Origin of the sequence: Acinetobacter cumulans, from assembly GCF_003024525.3 — a bacterium.
Classification (GTDB): Bacteria; Pseudomonadota; Gammaproteobacteria; order Pseudomonadales; family Moraxellaceae; genus Acinetobacter; species Acinetobacter cumulans.
Window position 1 is genome coordinate 1331423 of sequence record NZ_CP035934.2, and the last position, 20349, is coordinate 1351771.

A 20349-nucleotide genomic window follows, 5' to 3' on the forward strand; every position below is an offset into this window, starting at 1 on the left:
CCGTTACATAAATTAAATGAATTTGTCCTTAATATTTATTTAAGCTCCTAAATTTAAAGAATATAATGAAGCATATTTTTGTGGAATACTGATGTTTTGGAGTTTAAATACAATGAATAAAAATATATGGATGGGCCTGTGTGTTGCAGGTACGTTGACTCTTTCGGGTTGTACGACTATTGCTGATATGGCAGGTGCTGATACTGCGACTTTAAATGCAGCAGCCAGTCAAGGTTTTAATAAAACGGTTCAAGAAGCCAATAGTAATAAAACCCTAGATACAAGTTCTGCAACCTATAAGCGTATTTATGCTGTATTTAATCGTCTTAAACCTGTAGCAGATCAATACAATCAAACAGGCACTCGTTTTGATTGGCAATTGGCTGTGCTGAAATCTGATCAGGTAAATGCTTATGTTGCACCAGGTGGTAAGGTTGTATTCTATACAGGTATTGTAAATAAACTAAATTTAACCGATGCCGAAATTGCAGCCATTATGGGCCATGAAATGACCCATGCTTTAGAAGAGCATTCTAAGCAAAAAATTGGTGCGCAAGCATTAACTGACATTGCTCTTGGTATTGGTTTAAGTGCTGCGGGTGTAGGTCAGACTGGTACTGCAGCTGCGCAATTAGGAAGTCAAATTGGTGTAGGTTTGCCATATTCTCGTAGTTTGGAAAGCCAAGCAGACCAAGGTGGTTTAATGTTGATGGCGCGTGCTGGTTATAACCCGCAAGCAGCAATCACACTTTGGGAAAAAATGAACAAACTCGATGGTAAGGGGGGTGCAACTTTCTTGTCGACTCACCCATCAAATACACAGCGTATTGATGCGATGCGTAAAAACTTGCCAGCAGCGCAAGCCATTTATATTCAGCGTAAATAAGCAGTTATTATGTGTAAATAAGCAGAGGTCGATCCTCTGCTTTTTTATGTCTTAAAAATAAAAAAATGGTGCAGGCCAATAAGCATTATTGCACTGTGAGTTTGTGTATTTATATAGAGAATTCAATTAGCTTAATTTAAAGCTTAAGGGGCTATGTTTATTTAACTGGTTGTGACTGTTATTGAGCGTGGGGATTGTAGGAGCGTAACGAGTCGATAGAATGTAATTTTCATATCTACAACTGCACAATCTGAAGATTTATACAAACAATCGTTGAAATCAAATACAAATAAATCAAATAAAAGCCATAAAAAAAGGCAAAGTAAAAACTTTGCCTTTTCACACTTTAGATCAATAGATCTTAGTGGTGGTGACCGCCTGCACCGTGTACGTGACCGTGGTCAAGTTCTTCTTGAGAAGCTTCACGGATTTCAACGATTTCAACTTCGAAAGTTAAATCTTGACCAGCAAGTGGGAAGTTAGCATCAACGATTACGTTGTCGCCTTCAACAGATTTAACAGTAACGATTTGAACGCCATCATCAGTTTGCGCTTGGAATTGCATACCAGCTTGGATGTTGTCTACGCCTTGGAACATTTGCGCAGGAACTTCTTGAACTAGTTCTGGGTTGTATTCGCCGTAGCCTTCAGCAGCGGGTACTGTAACAGTGAATTTTTCACCAACAGTTTTGCCTAAAAGTGCATTTTCAAGACCAGGAATGATGTTGCCTGCGCCGTGCAAATATGCAAGTGGTTCACCTTGAGATTTGTCAAGAGTTTCACCTTCTGCATTAGTCAATGTGTAGTGGAAAGAAACCACGAGGTTATTTGCAATAGCAGTCATGTTATTGATCCGTTCAATTTTTTAAGGGTTACATCATAAAGTGAATTTGCACTTTTGTAGACTGAATTTGCGAAAAAAATGCAAAATTTCAGTTCTTCTGATGCTTTTTTCATTAATGGGGATGAATATTTATTTTTCAATGCAATTTTATTTTTGGTGTGATTTTTCGTGTAACAAAATCTTTGGCTGTTAGCAGGCCAGCTTGGGTATAGCCATAAATAGTAGCTTGATGTAAGCGATATAATGAAACATACATCGATTTAGCCACAAAGCCCTGAACATTCACTTGACCAAGTAACTCGCCAACCGCTTTATGTTTGCTCAATGACACCAAAGAGCCTTTGTCAGAAAATACAAACATAGGTAGGGATTGACCTTTTATGCGTGCTTTCATGGCTTCAGCAAGAAAAGAGGCTTGTTGGCTAGCCACTTGCGCGCGCGGGCCCAATACAGGTTCATCTGCACGCGGTTGGCAGTGTGCACAATCACCTAGAGCAAATATATTGGGATCAGATTTGGTTTGTAAGGTAGCAAATACTTCGAGGCGTCCCATTCTGTCTTTAGCAAAACCTTCTAATTGGCTAATGACATCTGGTGCTTTAATCCCTGCAGCCCAAACTTTGAGTTCTGCTTGAATGCTCGTGCCATCGTTAAAATAAATATGAGTCGCGTCGACTTTTTCTACACGCTTGCCACTCAAAACATCAATTTTCATACGTGTGAGTTGCTGTTGTGCGTGATCTGCCATTTGGGCAGGCAGGGCAGGTAAAATTCGTTCTGCACCTTCAATTAAGGTGATTTTGACATTGTTTGGATGGATTTTATTTAAGCCATATTTATAGAAATTTTCTTTGGCTTGAATTAACTCGGCTGACAGTTCGACCCCAGTTGCACCTGCGCCAATCACGCCTATGGTGAGTGTGCGGTCAGCATTTTTATTTTGGGCATCGAGGTATAGGTGTAGAAGGTCTTGTTGGAAGACTTCAGCTTGTTGTAGGCTGTCCAAGTAATGGCAGTGTTCTTGTACACCTGACGTACCAAAGTCATTGGATACTGAGCCTACAGCTAAAATGAGGGTGTCATAACTTAGACGTGTTTCTTCATTTGTAGAGGCATATTTACCATTGATAATTAGGCTTAAGCCAATTTGCTGCTCTTTGGAATAGACTTGTTCTAGCTTAGCTAGTACAAACTCGTAATGATTTTTGCTGGCATGTGCATAATAGTTGGTTGCTTCATCATTAATATTCATGGTGCCTGCTGCAATTTCATGCAGTAGGGGTTTCCACACATGGTTGAGTTTTAAATCGACTAAAGTAATGTGAGCTTTTTGAGATTTACCTAAACTGCCGCCCAATAGTGTTGCAAGTTCTAAACCGCCAGCACCACCACCAACGATCACGATTCGATGTGGAGCTGTGCTTTCTGAAGTGGTATTTTTGTCATTCGGCATTGCAGTTACCTATTTTATTATTGTAAAAAAAAGATGGCCTTAGTATGCCATCTTCTTATTTTGCTTTATAAACCTTTGTCTGACATGTTACAGAAACACATCATTGCAAAAGTTATTTGCCAATAGGATAAGTTTTAATTTCGCTATTTACACTGCCACCAAATAAACTACTTAACCAGTGGAAAAAGCGCTGGAAAATGCCAGCTTCTTCAATCTGTACGTCATCTTCAATATCAAAGCTATTGATGAGCTGATTGTTTTGATAGACCTCGATTGTTGCAAGTTTCATCACTTGAGACAGTGGTGCGGTTAGCAACTTCTCATTCATTTTTACTTCTAAGTTAGTATTGGTTTGTTGGAGTGGCTCAAGGACTTGAATTTGACCATTGCCTAAGTCTTGTGCAATACGTTGGCGTAAAGGATCAAAATTGGCTAAATCAAGCTGAACAGCAGGATCAACAAGCGCTGTACTGATAATTTGTGGTGCTTTAGTTTCAACTTTAAACATTTTCAAAGTAGATTTAATCACAGGGACTTCAGCCAAAAGTGTTTTGTCTTTTACTGCAACTTCATTGCGTGTGTAGACATAAGCGAGGTTCATCAGTTTGTGCGCAACTTCTGCGCGTTTTAAACCACTCTTTGTGCCTAATACCACAACAATTAAGCGACGATCAGGGTCATTATAACGTCCTGTTGGTCGGCTTGCGGTGAGCGCTAGATTGTAACCTGCAGCGCGGGTAAAGCCTGTTTTTAAGCCATCCACACTCGGGTCTTGTTTTAATAATATGTTGGTTGCACGGTGAAAACGACCATTATAAGAAAAACTTTGTTGTTTTGAGTAGTTTAAGTAGTCTGGAACTTCTTTAACTAGGGCAGCACCTAAACGCGCTAAATCAGTTGCTGATGAATAATGCTCAGGCATTGTGACACCAGGTGGATTTTCAAAATGTGAGTCATTCATCCCCAATGCTTTGGCTTCTTTGTTCATGCGCTCTACAAATTTTGGAACACTACCCGAAATACGCTCTGCAAGTGTAACAGCGGCATCATTGGCAGACATAACCACTAAACCTGCAAGAAGATGATCAATCGTGATTTGCTCACCTTCTTTAAGATACATTTGGGATTCGTCCCATTGCACAAGTTTTACAACAGGTGTTGCGGTTAGCACTTCATCTTTGCGTAGGTGACCAGCCTGAATTTCTTTAAGCGTAATATAGGCCACCATCATTTTGGTTAATGATGCAGGGGCACGTTGAAGATGACTATTGTGCTCGGCGATGACTTGTCCAGATTGAGGATCTAGAATGGTCCAAGCTTCAGCTTCTACGGATTCAGGCTTGATGTTGAGTAAGGCTGCATGGGTTATCGTGGAGCATAAAGCTGCGAGCGCCAAGATGAAGTAAATTACGCGTTTCAATGGGTTTCCTTACGGCCTATCCTTAGGCTGAAAATACAAAAAAATTTTAGGAATGCTATGCCTTTTTTTTTCTGCTGACTAGTCTTAATTGTAGACAATTACGACAGTTCAGCGCTGTAGCAATAAAAAAATGTTAAGCTAGTTACTAAGTTATCTATTTTTATTTTATATTGCCCATTATGTTGCATTATCAAATCGAATTTGACGATTATCGTCAGCACTTGGTTCATGTCACTGCACGTTTTCTTGCAGATCCAACGCAAATCTTGTCTCTCCCAACATGGATTCCGGGTAGCTATTTAATCCGTGAATTTTCAAAGCATATTGAGTCTGTACGTGCTTATGATGAAGATGGTCGAATTTTAAAAATTCAAAAATTTGAAAAAAATAAATGGCGTTTATTTAATACGGATCATGAGCTGATTACGGTTGAATATGATGTTTATGCGTATGATTTATCGGTGCGTGGTGCCTATGTTGATGAAAAACGCTTATATGTGAATCCTGCATGTGTATGCTTAGCTTTGGAAGGGCAGGAGCATAAGGCGATTGAAGTTGAGTTGTTTTTACCGCAAGAGTTAAAGCACTTTCAATTGGCAACAGGATTGAAGTCACGCACTTTAGTGAAAGGTCGTTTTACCTTAGAAGCCGACAATTACGCACAATTAATTGATGCACCGTTTGAGCTTGCAGAGCAAACACGTTTTAGCTTTGAAGCTGAAGGCATTCCGCATGAATTTGTGGTGTCTGGCAAACATGCAATGAATGCCACACGTATGCAACAAGACATTGAAAAAATCTGTGCAACAGAAATTCAAATGTTTGGTTCGGCGCCATTTAAAGACTATACCTTTATGACTATGGCGACTGGCAACAGTTATGGTGGTTTAGAGCATCCGAACAGCACGAGCTTAATTAGCCCGCGTGACGATTTGCCAAAAGCCAATGAGCCTGTAGAGCCTTCTGCGGATTATCAGCGTTTCTTGGGTTTATGTAGCCATGAATATTTCCACTCTTGGTTGGTAAAATTCATTCGCCCTGAAAACTTTGTCAATTATGATTTAAACAGAGAAGGTTACACTTCACTGCTTTGGATTTTTGAAGGCTTCACTTCGTATTATGATGATTTAATCTTGCTTCGAAGTGGTGTGATTTCTCAAGCGTCATATATCAAGTTGTTGAAAGCTCAGATTGATCGCTATTTGCAAAATCCGGGGCGTGAGGTTCAGTCGGTATCTGAATCAAGTTTTGATGCGTGGGTAAAATTCTACCGTCAGGATGAAAACTCCAATAACGCAGGTACAAGCTATTACAACAAAGGTTGTTTGGTAGCTTTATGCCTAGATTTAGGCTTGCGTTTGCGTGGTTCTAGCCTTGATGCCTTAATGCGTAAGTTGTATGTAAATGCGCAAAATGGCATACAAGTTAATGAACGTACGATTGTAGAGTTATGCAATGAACTCACAGGTGATAACTGGGTTGAGCAAATCAATCATTTGGTTAACACGACCGATGAATTGCCACTGGATCAATTATTCCCTGAGTTTGGTTTAAGCTATACATTAAACAGCGATAAAGCTTTGCCATTTGGTTTGAAACTAACAGACAAGCCAGAAGGTGTGGTTGTGTCTTCTGCACGCCGTGATGGGGTGGCTGCTAAAGCAGGCCTTTCTGCCAATGATGTGATTGTGGCGATTGATGGCATTAAAGCCACAGCGAAGCTTGCAGAAAAATATGCTAAACAAGATGGTACTTTTACTATTCATGCATTCCGTCGTGATGAGTTAATGACATTTGAAGTGAATGCAGCTGGTTCTGTTTTAACTGAAGTTGAGTTAAAAGTGGAAGATCAGGCGAAAGCTGAAAAGTGGCTTAATGTTTAATTTGCATACGCTATAAAAACCATGTAAAACCCATACTTAGGTATGGGTTTTTTATTAGAAAAATATTATGAAATTGGGGCTACAACAATTAAATGAATTAGCGCAGTTAGTAGATGAATTGTTATTGGATGCTAGTCGAAAAGCTGAACTAGTCGAGTGCTTTAATGTTCATTTAAAAACAGAGTTCACTTTTACTGATGAGTGTTGTGAGGGTTATTTCTACTATATTTTAGCGAATTGTAGTTCTGAAATTTATAAATATCAGGATGAGCACTGGTTTTTGAAAAACTTAATAACTACGGTTAATTTGTATGAGAAGTCATTATATATCCTTAAAAAAACAAATTTTGGGAATTTTTTATCTTCAATAGGGCGCAGTTTTTGTGCTCAATATTATTGGGATCAAGCAATAAAAATGGATAATAACCCTGTAGCGTTAGTTGCTAAAGCACAAGGTGTAATTTTTAGGTCAAGTCAACTGTATGACCAATCACATGTAAATATTCATTACTATTTTGCAAATCAGTTGATAAAGCAGGCATACATGAGTTTTGATGCTTTAGAAGAGGAACAGAAAATTCCGTTAAAGGAGACAGGTGATTTATATCATTTTACTTGCTGGTATCATGAGCACTTCCAAGATACTGATTTTGATTATGTAAAAGAATATAAACAAAAGACAAAAACTAAGGCTGAGCTTAGGTATCTGGTTTGGAGTGCAGAAAACAAATTATTTTTAAATGACTTAAACGATTTGTTTGAGGATGAAATTGTACTTCAGGACATTTTGGGGCTTCCTGATATGACCTATAAAATTAATTCGTCTTTGAGCCTTAAAGAAAGTCTCGTATATCATTCAAATTTTGATGAGCTTAGAAATGAATATACTTATGCTAGATTTTTAATTTTTCAAGCTTCTGAAATAAAAACGGATACTCAACATTTTTATAATAAAACCTATCCACATGTGTATGATACTTTACATGCAATTGATAATTTAAAAACATCACAAATGAAATCGGCTTTTAGAATTTTATATTCAATTTTTGACAAAATTTCATACTTTTTAGCTAAGTATTTAGATTTAGAAATGAGTGATCGTCAAATTACTTTTTCAAAAGTTTTTGGATGGAATGAAAATAGAAAATTTAAGCCACGTGATAAACTGAAGGATTCAAAGAACTACTTTTTACACGCTTTGTTTTATATTTTAAAAGAAATTGAATTTGATCAGCTGAGTGGTTCAGATAAAGTAAATGAAATAAATTTTAAAGGAAAAGTTGAAAAGCCTAGATTGGCGAAGATTCGGAACAGTCTAGAACATCGGTCTTTTAGAGTTATTGACGATTTTGGATATGAGCTAAATACAAAGTTTGATATGACATCAAAATTTGCGTATGAGCAATTAAAAGAACAGGAAAATACTTTAATGGAACAAGGAGAAGCTAAGTCTATTGAATACTTAGAAATATTGGAAAAAATAAAAGAAAAAGAAAAGAAAGCAAATTATATTTTAGAAATACCTTTATCGGAATTTGAAAGCTCATTAATGGATCTTATTCGATTGGTTAGAAACTCTTTAATGTATTTATCTTTTGCAGTGCAGTTTGAGGAAAATATGAAGTCTGCACCCGAGGATTTGATTTTACACAGAGTGGTTCCATTAAAATAAAAGCCCACTTTCGTGAGCTTTAATTTTAATTTCAGAGGGGATTAACCACGACCATTACGGCTACGACTACCACGTGGCGCTTTGGTATTTGGACGTGTTGTACCATTGGTACGACGTTTTGGCTTTTCGCTCTCATCCATTTGCCAAATACGTTTAGTACCTGACTTTTTCACAGAACCATCTTTGTTCTTACGTACCATTGGTTTACCACCCGTACCGCCTGGCTTTTTCACGTATGAACGTGAGCGATAAGGTTCTTCCTTTGGTACATTTTGAAAGTCTTTATACAATAAAGGCTCGATATCTTTGGTTTCGCCTGGTTGTAAAGCCATTTGAACTAAGTCAATAGAACCAATTTTAGTACGAATTAAACGTAAAGTTGGGAAACCAACAGCAGCCGTCATACGACGAACTTGGCGGTTACGGCCTTCACAAATTGAAATTTCAACCCAAGAGGTTGGTACATTTGCGCGGTAACGTACAGGAGGATCACGTTCCCATAACCATTCAGGCTCTTCAACTTTACTTGCTTTAGCAGGTAAAGTCATACCGTCTTTTAATTCAACACCTTGGCGAAGTTTTTCTAAAGCTTCTTCAGTTACATCACCATCGACTTGTACCAAATAAGTTTTAAACTTTTTGTTTTCAGGGTTGGTGATGTATTGGTTTAAACCACCATGGTCTGTTAAAAATACTAAGCCTTCAGAGTCCATATCCAAACGACCCGCCAAACGAAGTGTTGGGTCATCTACGAAGTCTGACATCGTCATGTGAGCTTCGTCTTTGCGGAATTGGGAGAGCACGTCATAAGGCTTGTTAAGAATGACGATTTTCATAAAAAATAACTTCTGTAATTACATGAATTAGAAATTGGTGAGGATTTATTGAAAAAAGAAACATAGAGGTTTCTTGTATAAATCTCAAATAAAGTGAATTTGCATACGAGTATTATGCGTGAAGACGGATTAAAAGTAATGTATAACCGCAAATATTTTTTAAAAATGCATTTTTTTGGATGTGATGTGTTTCGTTTAGGCCAAAAAAAACCGCACAGAATGCGGTTTTTTTTAAAGAGCGAATTAACGCATTTTTGCCAAGAAGCGACTTAAGCGCGTTAATGCTTCACGCAGTTCATTTTCGGCAGGGAGGAATACCACACGGAAATGATCCGGTGTTGGCCAGTTAAAGCCAGTCCCTTGTACCAATAAAACTTTCTCTGCTTTTAAGAAGTCCAGCATGAACTTCTCATCATCCTGAATTGGATAAATTTCTGGGTCTAATTTCGGGAAGCAGTACATTGCACCTTCAGGTTTCACGCATGAAACACCAGGAATATCATTCAACATTTCCCAAGCAATGTTGCGCTGTTCGTATAAACGGCCACCTGGACGGATCAAATCGTTAATAGACTGATAGCCACCTAATGCGGTTTGAATCGCATATTGTGCTTGATGGTTAGCACAGAGGCGCATAGATGCCAGCATGTCTAAACCTTCAATATAGTCTAGCGCACGCGATTTATCACCTGTAATTGCCATCCAGCCTGAGCGATAACCTGCAATACGGTATGATTTGGATAAACCATTAAATGAGATACACAGTTGATCACCTGCTAAAGCAGCTACAGAAACGTGTTCAATGCCGTCATAAACGATTTTGTCGTAAATTTCATCAGCAAATAAAATGAGATCGTATTTTTTAGCAAGATCTACAATTTGTTGAAGCACGTGGCGTGGATATACAGCACCAGTCGGGTTGTTCGGGTTAATAATCACAATACCACGGGTGTTTGGTGTGATTTTGCTTTCCATATCTGCAATATCTGGATACCAGAAGTTTTCTTCATCACATTTATAGTGAATCGCTGTACCGCCAGATAAGTTAACTGCTGCAGTCCAAAGTGGGTAATCAGGCATTGGCACGAGCATTTCGTCGCCATCATCCAGCAAGCCTTGCATAGCCATAACAATCAGTTCAGATACACCATTACCTACGTACACGTCATTTACGTGCATGTTAAGGATGCCTTTTTGCTGGTAATACTGGCAAATTGCTTTACGTGCAGGAAAAATACCTTTTGAGTCGGTATAGCCGATCGCATTAGGTAAGTTTAATGCAACGTCATTAATAATTTCTTGTGGCGCTTCAAAGCCAAATGGTGCAGGGTTACCAATATTTAGTTTAATAATTTTATGGCCAGCTTCTTCCATTTCATTGGCCGCTCGTAACACTGGTCCGCGAATGTCGTAGCATACATGCTCAAGCTTAGACGATTTCTTAATTTCGCGTGGGGTGTTGATAGTGTTCGGCATTTTTATAGTCTCGGAAGGAGTGGAGGTCACTTTTGCATAACGGTATAAATAGCTTTTAAATGTCTCTGTTGTTACTAAGTCAAGATGGTGTTCATCTTTGAGTAAAGCAACAATTTTTTCATGCGTAAACCCAGCCTGCTGATATTGTTTAATCACGGGCAGCAGATTTTTAAAAATTACGCTCTTTTTTTGCGACATTTTTTAATCCTGAGCAAGAGTAGAGCTAAGCCTAACACTTATTTTGCTCACAAAAAAGCATTTAATTTTTTAATTTGCTTACTTGTTAATTTAAAATGCTTACTTTTTGCTTTTATGGTCATTATATCGATTTTGTAAATTGTTGAATAAAGACTAGAAATTTAACATTGAATGACGTAAATATAGGATTATCCTATTTTAAATAGCACGATATAAAGGGACGTCATCATGGGAAAACTCAATAAAACAGAACGAGAATGGCAAAGAGAGTTGTCGCCAGAAGAGTTTCGCATTACACGTCAAAAGGGGACGGAGCCAGCGTTTACAGGTAAATATTGGAATACCAAGCAAGAAGGCACCTATGTATGCCGTTGTTGTGGTGAACCATTATTTACATCGGAGTCTAAATTTGATAGCGGTTGTGGCTGGCCAAGCTTTACACGTCCTGTTAATGGTGTGGTTATTGAAGAGCATTTGGATACGACGCACGGTATGGTCAGAACTGAAATAGTTTGTCATCATTGTGACGCACATTTAGGGCATGTTTTTCCTGATGGCCCAGAGCCGACAGGATTGCGTTATTGCGTGAATTCGGCTTCCTTAGACCTAAAAACACAAGAAAAAAATGACGAGGAAACTTATCCATGACCAACATATATCAGTTTGAAGCTGAATTATTAGATGGGAAAAACAAATCTTTTGCCGATTATGAAGGCAAAGTGCTTTTGATTGTGAATACAGCCAGTAAATGTGGCTTTACACCACAATTTTCTGGGCTAGAAAAGCTCTATCAAGAATATAAAGATCAGGGCTTGCTAGTATTGGGTTTTCCATGTAACCAATTTGGTAGCCAAGATCCTGGTTCTAATGAGCAAATTGGTAGCTTTTGTGAAAAAAACTACGGCGTTTCATTTCCAATGTTTGCCAAAGTGAATGTAAAAGGTGCAGAAGCGCATGTCATTTTCCGTTATTTAACCAATAATTCTAAAGGTATTTTAGGAAGTGGTATTAAATGGAATTTTACAAAGTTTTTAATTGGTAAAGATGGCAAAGTCATCAATCGCTATGCGCCAACGACCAAGCCAGAAGACTTACAAGCAGATATTGAAAAAGCGCTTGCCAGTTAAAAAGCTTGATCTGCTTAAAAAGAAAATAGTCATGCATATTGTGCAAAATAAAAAAGTAGCCAATGGGTTACTTTTTATTTGCATTTAGATTGAACTAACATACACAGCTTTGGCTGAGCATCAATTCAAAAAAGAAATCAAAATTTTGAGCATAAGATGGCTTATTTTTATACTGAGGGATGCAGTATAAGCAGTATAAAAAGACACGCTTTTGATAAAAAATAATGGATTTAATCTGTGGAAAATAATAAATGTATGACCCTAAATTAATTGAAAAACTAGAACGTGAGTTACGACAAAATCCAAAAGCCTATCAAACTAAAGTGATGTTACTGGCACTTTTAGGTAATTTTTATATCGTGTTTGGGGTTTTCATTCTTTTAGTTCTTTTAATCCTTGCCTGTTTATCCATTTTAGTTTTGAAAGCTTTTGCAATTAAACTGATTGCGATTGCTGGGGTATTTTTATTTGTTGTGGTGCGTTCACTTTGGGTTACGGTGGATGCACCGACTGGAATTGAAATCTCGGAAAAAGATGCACCTGAGCTTTTTAAAATTATTGAGCGTTTAAGTGGGCAGTTGAACGCAGTCAAATTTAATCATGTATTAATTACCGATGATTTTAATGCTGCTGTGGTACAACGGCCACGTTTAGGAATCTTTGGCTGGTATGAAAACTATTTAATTATAGGTTTGCCTTTGATGCAGTCCTTAAAGGTTGAACAGTTAACTGCTGTTTTAGCACATGAATTTGGTCATTTATCCAAAAACCATGCGCGGACAGCCAATTGGATTTACAGACAACGTATCCGCTGGGCACAATTATTTACTGAAATTGAGCAAAAGGTGAGTCATGTCGATATTATTTTTCGACCATTTTTAAAGCGGTTTGTTCCTTATTTTGTGGCATATTCATTTCCGATTGCACGGGCGAATGAATATGAGGCCGATAAAATATCAGTGAACTTAACTTCTGCAGAAGTCGTAGCGGAAACACTGAGCACGGTGAATGTTATTGGGTTTTATTTGTCGGAAAATTATTGGCCTAAAATTTTTAAGCAAGCTGAGACGTCATCTCGACCAAATGTTTTGCCTTATACGGGTTATGTACAACGTTTCTCCGATGAGGTTTCTAGTGAAGATACGCACGTTTGGTTAAATCATTCTTTAAATGTGCATACCAATTTTGAGGATACACATCCATCATTATCAGATCGTTTAAAGTCGATTGGTCAAGTTGCTAAGGTAAACTACCCGGTAATAGGTCAAACTTCAGATTATTTATTGGGACAAAAACGACTGGAAATAGCCACTGAGTTTGATCAAACATGGCAAAAATCGGTGCAGTATGATTGGCAAAAGCATCACCAAACATTTAAAGAGCAAAAAGACTACTTAGCACAGTTATCTGAAAAGCCGACGGACAGTTTAACCTTTGAAGAGCGTATAAATTATATCGAATTAACCGAATATGTTGCTTATCAGCCTGAACGTGCTTTTGAACTGAAGGCACAGTTATATCAAGATTTTCCAGTGCATGAGCATGCGATTTATCTGTATGCCAAAGAATTGATTATACGAAAAGACGTACAAGGCATAACTTTACTGCAACAGGCCATGAATAAGAATGCATTTTTTACGATTCCAAGTTGTGAATTATTGATTCAATACTATGAAGATGTAGAGGATCATGCACAAGCGACACATTTTAGACAGATGCTAGAGCAACGTGTTGAAATTGAAATGAAGGCAGCGCAAGAGCGTGAGACGATTTCGTCAAATGACAAGTTCATGTCGCATGGTTTGGCACAAGATGAGTTGAATCAGCTACTCAGCAAATTAGAAAAATTTAGTTCAATTCAAAAAATGTGGCTGGTAAGAAAGCGGACTAAGTATTTAAATGAACAGCCTTGCTTTGTTTTTGCGTTTAGCTTAAAGGACGGTATGTTTGATAAAGTAGATGCTGAACTGGTACTTCAAACCATCAATGTGCTCAAATCTACAATTACTTTTCCAGGTGAAACTTTTTTAGTGTGTAGTGATTTGTCAGAAATGAAGGTACTGTCTAAAAAAATAATAAAAACGCCTAATTCAGCAATTTTGCAAAGATAGCAGGGTTCATTTATATTGAGTGAGTGGCTTAGTGCGTGTTTAACAAGGTGGTGGTATGCGTGGCTAAGCATTGAAAACTGATAATAAATTAAATCCATAAGAGGGTTATTGTGGTTCAACATTATAAATTTCACTTTGTATGGATTTCTTTTAGCGCTATTTTTTCTGGGTCTGCTTTTGCGGATACTCAAACTGATGAACTATTAAAAATGCTGACCACACCTATTGCTGAGTATAAGGTTGATACTCAACCTTATGTGATTGATCCTAAAATTGCCAAACGACAATATGAAGTGACGTGGCGGGTACAGCCATCCTTTCGGGTGAATGCGGAGGATTATCAGAGCTATCGCCAGCCCATTAAGGTGGAAATGATTGTGGAGGCGGGATCAGGCCAGATTTTACAATCTAAAACCATCCGATCCTCAGGTTCTGTGCGTGTAGATCAGAAAGTGCATGATGCTTTGCAACAAGCCAAATTACAGCCTTTACCGATGGTGGAAAGAACACTGCGCTATAGTCTAGTCCATGAATTTAATATTGCACCACCGCTTTAGCAGAAAATCAGAATCTGAAATGCCATGTTTTAGTCATATTTGAGATGTTTATTACTGGTGTTGACGGCAATAAAAAAGCCCCAAAGTTGGGGCTTTTTTATGCTTAATTGATACTTACAAGATCGCTTTTAAGCGTTGTATGACTTGCTCACATTGTGCAATATCAGCAACCAGCGCCATACGTACATGGTTTTCACCTGGGTTACCTTGCGCCGTATCACGTGATAAATAACGACCAGGAAGCACTTTAATATGTGCTTTTTCCATCAGCATTTTGGCAAAAGCTTCATCATTGTCGACTTTTAACCAGTAATAGAAGCCAGCATCTGGCTTTTGTAGTGGAAGTAAATGACCAAGCTCATTTTGGAATAATTCAAATTTTGCACGGTACAAACGACGGTTTTCTTCTACGTGTGTTTCATCATCCCAGGCTGCAATTGAAGCCAGTTGATGTTGTACAGGCATTGCAGCGCCGTGATAAGTACGATATTGCAAATAAGGTTTAAGTAACGCCGCATCACCAGCCACAAAACCTGAGCGCATGCCTGGAAGGTTAGAACGCTTAGAGAGAGAATGGAATACGACACAGTTTTTATAGTCGTCACGGCCCATTTCAGCACAAACTTCAAGTAAGCCTACAGGTGCTTCATCAAACCAAAGCTCTGAATAGCATTCATCAGAAGCAATCACAAAACCATATTGATCAGACAGTGCAATGAGCTTTTTAAATTGTTCTTTAGACAGTACTGCGCCAGTTGGATTGCCCGGCGTGCAGACGAATAACAATGCTGTTTTTTCCCAGACTTCCGCAGGCACAGCATCGAAATTACCTAAATAGTTATTTTCTTCTGTGCAGTTAATGAAATACGGTTGTGCACCAGCGAGTAAGGTTGCACCTTCATAAATTTGGTAAAACGGATTTGGCATCACTACATAAGGTGCTTCTTCACGGTTTACGAGCGCTTGTACAAAAGAAAAAATTGCTTCACGTGTACCTGATACTGGAAGTACATGATTTTCAGCACTAATAGTATTTAACTTGAAGCGACGTGCTAGCCAGTTAGCAATACTGGTGCGTAACTCAGGCAAGCCTTTACTGTTTGGATAGGTTGAAAGATGATTAAAGTTGTTAATAATGGCTTGTTTCACAAACTCTGGTGCAGGGTGCTTTGGTTCACCAATAGATAGTGGAATTAAAGGCAGTGCTGCTGGTTGAATATCCGCGAAAAGTTTATTCAATTTTTCAAATGGATATGGATGTAATAATGACAAACTAGAGTTCATGAAACCTTTACCAGTTAAATTAAGTTAATGATGACTACATACTTGGTTCGAAGCTTCATCGAGCGCTGCTTTGAGCTGCGCTGCAAATGTTTCTGTTTCGTTCGCATTCATGGGGATGCCATCTTTTTTAGTCACAAAGAAAATATCTTCTGCGCGTTCGCCTAAAGTCGCAATTCGTGCAGAATGAATATCTAGTCCTTGCATCATAAATAAACCACCAACTTTAGCAAGTAAGCCGGGGTGGTCAAGTGTCGCAATTTCCACCATGTTTTGTTGTAAGGCTTCATTAAGGGTGACTGCAACTGTATTTTCAATATCAAAATGGCGTAATTGACGAGGAATACGACGTTGCATGAGGCCAGGATAAACATCTGCTTGGCTGAGTGCTTTAATTAAGGCATCAATGACCGTATGTTCACGATCTGGGTCCGTGAGTAAGGTGCCAAAGCGATCGAGGACTACATACGTATCTAAGCTAAATGACTTCAGTGCCGTAATAATTCGCGCATCTTGGACGTCTAAATTCATACGGTCAAGCACTGCAACCGTTGTTGCAAATAGGTTCGGTTGGTCTTGAGTGTAAATAAAGATCTGTACGGCATCTTGCGCGAATTTACGATGTGCACGCATGAGCACTAAAGGTTCGGGATTGCTACCATGTTTTAAAATAGCACGGGTATGCCATGCAATTTCATTGGCAGATTCTTTGACAAAATATTCATCGCCCAATTCTTGCCATACTTTTTCAACATCATCGAGTGAGAATTCTTCAACCAATAATTCGCTGGCAGTAAACTTGGTGTCTTCAATCAGCATTTGATAGTCGACTGGTCGACCAATGCCGGAACGAATTACATCACGTGCTTGAGTGTAGAGCTGACGCATGAGTGAAGCGCGCCATGTATTCCAAAGCGTTGGGTTGGTTGCATTAATGTCTGCAACGGTTAAGGCATATAGATAATCGAGATGCTCCATATCGCCCATTGTTTCGGCAAAGGTTTTTACTACATCTGGATCAGAAATATCTTTTTTCTGTGCAGTAACAGACATTTGTAGGTGGTTTTTGACCAACCATGCAACCAAGTTTGCTTCACGCTCAGTAAAGCCATGTGCTAGACAAAATGCAATGGCATCCGATGCTCCAAGTTCACTATGGTCACCACCACGGCCTTTGGCAATGTCATGGAAAATTGCTGCTAAATACACAATGTCACGACGCGCAAGGCGTTGGAATACAGAGCTTACGACAGGGAAGTCTTTTGCAAATTCAGGTTCTTTAAAGCGGTTTAAATTACGAATAAGCAGTAGGGTGTGAGCATCAACTGTATAGATATGAAAGAGATCATATTGCATCAGGCCCATAATTTGGCCAAAAGCAGGGATGTAATTGCCCAAAACACCATAGCGTTTCATAGCTACAAGTGTGTCGTATAAGCGATACGGTGAGCGGATAATCTCCATAAATAGCGCTTGATGCGCAGGATTATCTCGAAAAGACTGATCAATCCGTTTTGCGGCTAAGGTTAATAGACGTAATGTGCGTGCACGAATACCTTCAATTTCAGGGCGGTTAGCAAGTAAATAGAAAATTTCTAAAATTGCACTTGGATTTTCTGAAAAAATCTTGTGATGTTGAACTGCTAGTTTGCCATCGACTAATTTAAAATTCTCATTGATTTCTTCAATTTGTCGTTCATAACTTGGCAAGCGCGGTGTAATGACAGATTCATTAAAGTACGCCAATAACATTTCGTTTAAGGTCGAGACCTGTTGCGCACTACGGTAGTAGCGCTTCATGAATTGTTCGATTGGGTAGTTAGGCGATTTGTCTTCTTCACGGTGATAGCCAAATTTGGCTGCGATTTCACGTTGATAGTCAAACAACAGACGGTTTTCGTCACGCTTGGTTAAGCGGTGTAGGTGGTGGCGAATTTCCCAAAGAAAGCTTTCAGCCTCTTCGAGTACACCCAGTTCAAATTCTGAAATAAAGCCCAAATGGACTAAGTCGTAAATACGGTTGACACGAAAATGACGTTTTGCAATCCAACCAATTTGGTTGATATCGCGAATACCACCCGGAGCATTTTTAATATCAGGTTCTAAGTTACTTTCGGTATTGTTGTGTTGTGCATAGCGTTTGGTTTGTTCCTGCATTTTCGCATCAAAGAAGGTTTTATCCGTCCATGTTTGCGACACAATGCGACGTGGCCATTTTGCAAGATGTTCGTTACCTGTAATTAAACGAGCTTCAATTAAAGCCGTGGCAACAGTTAAATCGCTTGCTGCTTGCGTTACACAGTCCGCAATCGTGCGTACGCTAATACCGGGCTTAAAGTTGCCGACATCCCAGAGTGAAGAAATAAACGTTGAAATTTGGGCTTCTAATTCTCTTGGAATGTCATCCTCAGACAGAATCATAATATCTACGTCTGAGTAAGGGAGCATTTCGCGTCGGCCATAACCACCAACGGCAAAAAGACCTAACTGGCTATGTTCTAATTCAGCATGTTGCCATAAGAATTTAAGCGCTTCGTCAATCAGATCAGAGCGAGTAACAATAATTTCACGAATCGACAGCCCTTGTTCAAAACGCTCTTGTAGCTGATTTTCAACATCTGTACGCCATTGGTTAATGGCCTTAATGTCGTGGCTATTTTGAGCATAATCCAGCAATGGAAGAGTATCGATCATGAACAAGGGTCCGTTTAAATGTGTATGACTAACTTAATTTTGATGAACACTAATGAGTTGTGCAGTTTGGGTCGCGAGTTCACGTGCTTGGTCAGTCGTTTCAGCACGCGCAGTGGCTACACCCATGCGACGACGCTTAAAGCCTTCTGGTTTACCAAATAAGCGCAAATCGGTATTCGGGTTTGCCAAAGCAAGATTTAAGCCAGAAAATGACAAATTAGTATCATCAACACCCGCATAAATAACAGCGCTGGCTGCTGTGCTATGTCGTGCGGTATTTACAGGTAGTCCTAAAATGGCACGTGCATGTAACTCAAATTCACTTTGGAACTGAGATGCCAATGTAACAAGGCCAGTGTCATGCGGGCGAGGAGATACTTCACTAAACCATACTTTATCGCCTTTGACAAACAGTTCCACGCCAAAGATGCCACAACCACCTAATGCGACAGTGACTTTGTGTGCAATACGTTTGGCTTCTTCGAGTGCGACAGCTGTCATGATTTGTGGTTGCCAACTTTCGACGTAATCGCCTGAGTCTTGGCGGTGTCCAATTGGGTCGCAGTATGATGTTTCAATTTCACCTGTTTCGGGATGTTTTGAGCGTACAGTCAGTAAAGTGATTTCAAAGTCAAAATCAATTTGTGATTCAACAATGACTGTACCTTGATTTACGCGACCACCAGTTTGAGCGTATTCCCAAGCGGCATCAACTTCTTCAAAACTTTTAACGCGCGACTGTCCTTTACCTGATGACGACATGACTGGCTTAACAAAATTTGGATAGCCGATGTCATCACAGGCTGCACGGAAAGACTCAAGTGTATTTGCAAATCGATAAGCAGAAGTAGGTAAACCAAGCTCTTCTGCAGCAAGGCGACGGATACCTTCGCGGTTCATGGTGAGGTTAACGGCTTTTGCCGAAGGAATAATATGTGTGCCTGTTTGTTCTAATTCAACTAAAACTTGTGTTGCAATGGCTTCAATTTCTGGAATAACTAAGTTTGGTTTTACGCTTTCTATTAATTGTTTTAATTCGGTAGGGTCTGCCATGTTGAGCGTATGTGAATAGTGTGCAACTTGCATCGCAGGGGCATGGTCGTAACGATCAGCAGCATGGACTTCCACGCCAAGTCGTTGCAGTGAAATCACCACTTCTTTACCTAATTCGCCTGAGCCTAAAAGTAAAACTTTAAACGCTGAAGATTGAAGTGGAGTACCAATAGTCACGCTCATGTAAATCATCCATGCTTGATTTTATGGGCTTTTAGCATAGCAGAACTTATTGGGTAGATAAGTATTGGTTCACATAAATAAATGATATTGTCCAACAATTTTATTTATAAGATAGTTGGTGTAGCAAGTGAAAAAACTTTTATAGATTCAATAATTAAAAATATATAAGCGCATTGGCTGACTAAAATACGTATTCGTATGAATGCGGTATTGATCAGTTACAATAGTTAAAGTTGGGCCGATGTAAAACAAGAACCTAAATTAATAATCGCTGTAAAAAAAGCGCATGCTAATCTGCATGCGCCCTCGTGTAAGCCTGTGTGAATACTAAAAATGAAATGGCACGTAGGTGTAGACCAAACCATAGGTTAAGGCTGCAGTTAAAGTCGCAGGAACAATTTGCTTAAATTTGAAATAAAGCCCAGCAAGTACAATAAATCCTGCCAGCATCGCAACGCTTTTGTCTGGGGTTTCAAGTAATGGAGGCAATGTTGCGACCACGAGCATGGAGCTAATGGCTGAAATCCCAATCGCACCTAAGGCAATTTTGAGCCAAAGTGAGCCTCGCTTTTGCGAATCCTTTTGGAATTTCTGGATAAAATAAAATGGTCCAAAGCGAGATGCAAAGTTAGCAATACCAACCACAATGCCGACCACAATAATTTCTAAGTTCAT

Annotated in this window: 16 protein-coding genes; 7 read left to right on the forward strand and 9 right to left on the reverse strand. The window is 39.1% G+C overall.

Going from position 1 to position 20349, the window contains the following annotated elements:
• The first annotated feature begins 112 nt into the window (after window positions 1-112).
• Window positions 113-886, forward strand: coding sequence for a M48 family metallopeptidase (locus C9E88_RS06285; protein ID WP_106986383.1), 774 nt, complete (start codon window positions 113-115; stop codon window positions 884-886).
• Between the two features lie 361 nt (window positions 887-1247).
• Here C9E88_RS06285 and C9E88_RS06290 read toward each other — a convergent pair whose 3' ends face one another.
• The 3 genes from C9E88_RS06290 to C9E88_RS06300 form a co-directional block, all read right to left on the reverse strand.
• Complete coding sequence (locus C9E88_RS06290; protein ID WP_106986361.1) at window positions 1248-1730, reverse strand: FKBP-type peptidyl-prolyl cis-trans isomerase; 483 nt, start codon at window positions 1728-1730, stop codon at window positions 1248-1250.
• A 136-nt stretch (window positions 1731-1866) separates the two neighbouring features.
• On the reverse strand, window positions 1867-3183 hold the full coding sequence (locus C9E88_RS06295) for an NAD(P)/FAD-dependent oxidoreductase (protein ID WP_106986362.1): 1317 nt from the start codon (window positions 3181-3183) through the stop codon (window positions 1867-1869).
• A 112-nt stretch (window positions 3184-3295) separates the two neighbouring features.
• On the reverse strand, window positions 3296-4603 hold the full coding sequence (locus tag C9E88_RS06300) for a D-alanyl-D-alanine carboxypeptidase family protein (RefSeq protein ID WP_106986363.1): 1308 nt from the start codon (window positions 4601-4603) through the stop codon (window positions 3296-3298).
• A 179-nt stretch (window positions 4604-4782) separates the two neighbouring features.
• Here C9E88_RS06300 and C9E88_RS06305 point away from each other — a divergent pair, with 179 nt between their 5' ends.
• Both C9E88_RS06305 and C9E88_RS06310 read left to right on the forward strand, forming a co-directional pair.
• Window positions 4783-6486, forward strand: a complete 1704-nt coding sequence (locus tag C9E88_RS06305) for a M61 family metallopeptidase (RefSeq protein WP_106986364.1) — start codon at window positions 4783-4785, stop codon at window positions 6484-6486.
• Between the two features lie 67 nt (window positions 6487-6553).
• A complete protein-coding gene (locus tag C9E88_RS06310) occupies window positions 6554-8158 on the forward strand; it encodes an LA2681 family HEPN domain-containing protein (protein ID WP_227865884.1) in 1605 nt (534 codons plus the stop codon).
• 41 nt (window positions 8159-8199) lie between these two features.
• On the opposite strand, the gene C9E88_RS06315 is transcribed toward C9E88_RS06310, so the two are convergent.
• Both C9E88_RS06315 and C9E88_RS06320 read right to left on the reverse strand, forming a co-directional pair.
• Window positions 8200-8994 carry an rRNA large subunit pseudouridine synthase E gene (locus C9E88_RS06315; protein WP_106986366.1) on the reverse strand — a complete coding sequence of 265 codons (795 nt, stop codon included), beginning with the start codon at window positions 8992-8994 and terminating at the stop codon, window positions 8200-8202.
• Between the two features lie 243 nt (window positions 8995-9237).
• Entirely contained in the window at window positions 9238-10668 is a 1431-nt protein-coding gene (locus tag C9E88_RS06320; protein WP_106986367.1) for a pyridoxal phosphate-dependent aminotransferase, read from the reverse strand.
• A gap of 228 nt (window positions 10669-10896) precedes the next feature.
• Between C9E88_RS06320 and msrB the strand changes: the two genes are divergently transcribed.
• From msrB to C9E88_RS06340, 4 genes are all read left to right on the forward strand, one after another.
• On the forward strand, window positions 10897-11316 hold the full coding sequence (gene msrB, locus C9E88_RS06325; RefSeq protein ID WP_106986368.1) for a peptide-methionine (R)-S-oxide reductase MsrB: 420 nt from the start codon (window positions 10897-10899) through the stop codon (window positions 11314-11316).
• Window positions 11313-11795: a glutathione peroxidase gene (locus C9E88_RS06330; protein WP_106986369.1), complete on the forward strand. Its 483-nt coding sequence runs from the start codon at window positions 11313-11315 to the stop codon at window positions 11793-11795. The genes msrB and C9E88_RS06330 overlap by 4 nt, the downstream gene beginning before the upstream one ends.
• 251 nt (window positions 11796-12046) lie before the next feature.
• On the forward strand, window positions 12047-13906 hold the full coding sequence (locus C9E88_RS06335; RefSeq protein ID WP_106986370.1) for a M48 family metallopeptidase: 1860 nt from the start codon (window positions 12047-12049) through the stop codon (window positions 13904-13906).
• Window positions 13907-14016: 110 nt separating this feature from the next.
• Window positions 14017-14463, forward strand: coding sequence for a TonB C-terminal domain-containing protein (locus C9E88_RS06340; RefSeq protein ID WP_106986371.1), 447 nt, complete (start codon window positions 14017-14019; stop codon window positions 14461-14463).
• A 114-nt stretch (window positions 14464-14577) separates the two neighbouring features.
• Here C9E88_RS06340 and dapC read toward each other — a convergent pair whose 3' ends face one another.
• The 4 genes from dapC to ygaH form a co-directional block, all read right to left on the reverse strand.
• Complete coding sequence (gene dapC / locus C9E88_RS06345) at window positions 14578-15747, reverse strand: succinyldiaminopimelate transaminase (protein ID WP_106986372.1); 1170 nt, start codon at window positions 15745-15747, stop codon at window positions 14578-14580.
• 24 nt (window positions 15748-15771) lie between these two features.
• Window positions 15772-18438, reverse strand: a complete 2667-nt coding sequence (glnD, locus tag C9E88_RS06350) for a [protein-PII] uridylyltransferase (protein ID WP_106986373.1) — start codon at window positions 18436-18438, stop codon at window positions 15772-15774.
• 33 nt (window positions 18439-18471) lie between these two features.
• A complete protein-coding gene (gene purT / locus C9E88_RS06355; protein WP_171356361.1) occupies window positions 18472-19683 on the reverse strand; it encodes a formate-dependent phosphoribosylglycinamide formyltransferase in 1212 nt (403 codons plus the stop codon).
• Window positions 19684-20001: 318 nt separating this feature from the next.
• Window positions 20002-20349, reverse strand: a complete 348-nt coding sequence (gene ygaH, locus C9E88_RS06360; protein ID WP_106986375.1) for an L-valine transporter subunit YgaH — start codon at window positions 20347-20349, stop codon at window positions 20002-20004.

Coding starts and splice junctions, on each gene's coding strand:
- C9E88_RS06285 (WP_106986383.1), top strand. CDS start 113: ATGAATAAAAATATATGGATGGGCCTGTGTGTTGCAGGTACGTTGACT.
- C9E88_RS06290 (WP_106986361.1), bottom strand. CDS start 1,730: ATGACTGCTATTGCAAATAACCTCGTGGTTTCTTTCCACTACACATTG.
- C9E88_RS06295 (WP_106986362.1), bottom strand. CDS start 3,183: ATGCCGAATGACAAAAATACCACTTCAGAAAGCACAGCTCCACATCGA.
- C9E88_RS06305 (WP_106986364.1), top strand. CDS start 4,783: ATGTTGCATTATCAAATCGAATTTGACGATTATCGTCAGCACTTGGTT.
- C9E88_RS06310 (WP_227865884.1), top strand. CDS start 6,554: ATGAAATTGGGGCTACAACAATTAAATGAATTAGCGCAGTTAGTAGAT.
- C9E88_RS06315 (WP_106986366.1), bottom strand. CDS start 8,994: ATGAAAATCGTCATTCTTAACAAGCCTTATGACGTGCTCTCCCAATTC.
- C9E88_RS06320 (WP_106986367.1), bottom strand. CDS start 10,668: ATGTCGCAAAAAAAGAGCGTAATTTTTAAAAATCTGCTGCCCGTGATT.
- msrB (WP_106986368.1), top strand. CDS start 10,897: ATGGGAAAACTCAATAAAACAGAACGAGAATGGCAAAGAGAGTTGTCG.
- C9E88_RS06330 (WP_106986369.1), top strand. CDS start 11,313: ATGACCAACATATATCAGTTTGAAGCTGAATTATTAGATGGGAAAAAC.
- C9E88_RS06335 (WP_106986370.1), top strand. CDS start 12,047: ATGTATGACCCTAAATTAATTGAAAAACTAGAACGTGAGTTACGACAA.
- dapC (WP_106986372.1), bottom strand. CDS start 15,747: ATGAACTCTAGTTTGTCATTATTACATCCATATCCATTTGAAAAATTG.
- glnD (WP_106986373.1), bottom strand. CDS start 18,438: ATGATCGATACTCTTCCATTGCTGGATTATGCTCAAAATAGCCACGAC.
- purT (WP_171356361.1), bottom strand. CDS start 19,683: ATGATTTACATGAGCGTGACTATTGGTACTCCACTTCAATCTTCAGCG.
- ygaH (WP_106986375.1), bottom strand. CDS start 20,349: ATGAACTTAGAAATTATTGTGGTCGGCATTGTGGTTGGTATTGCTAAC.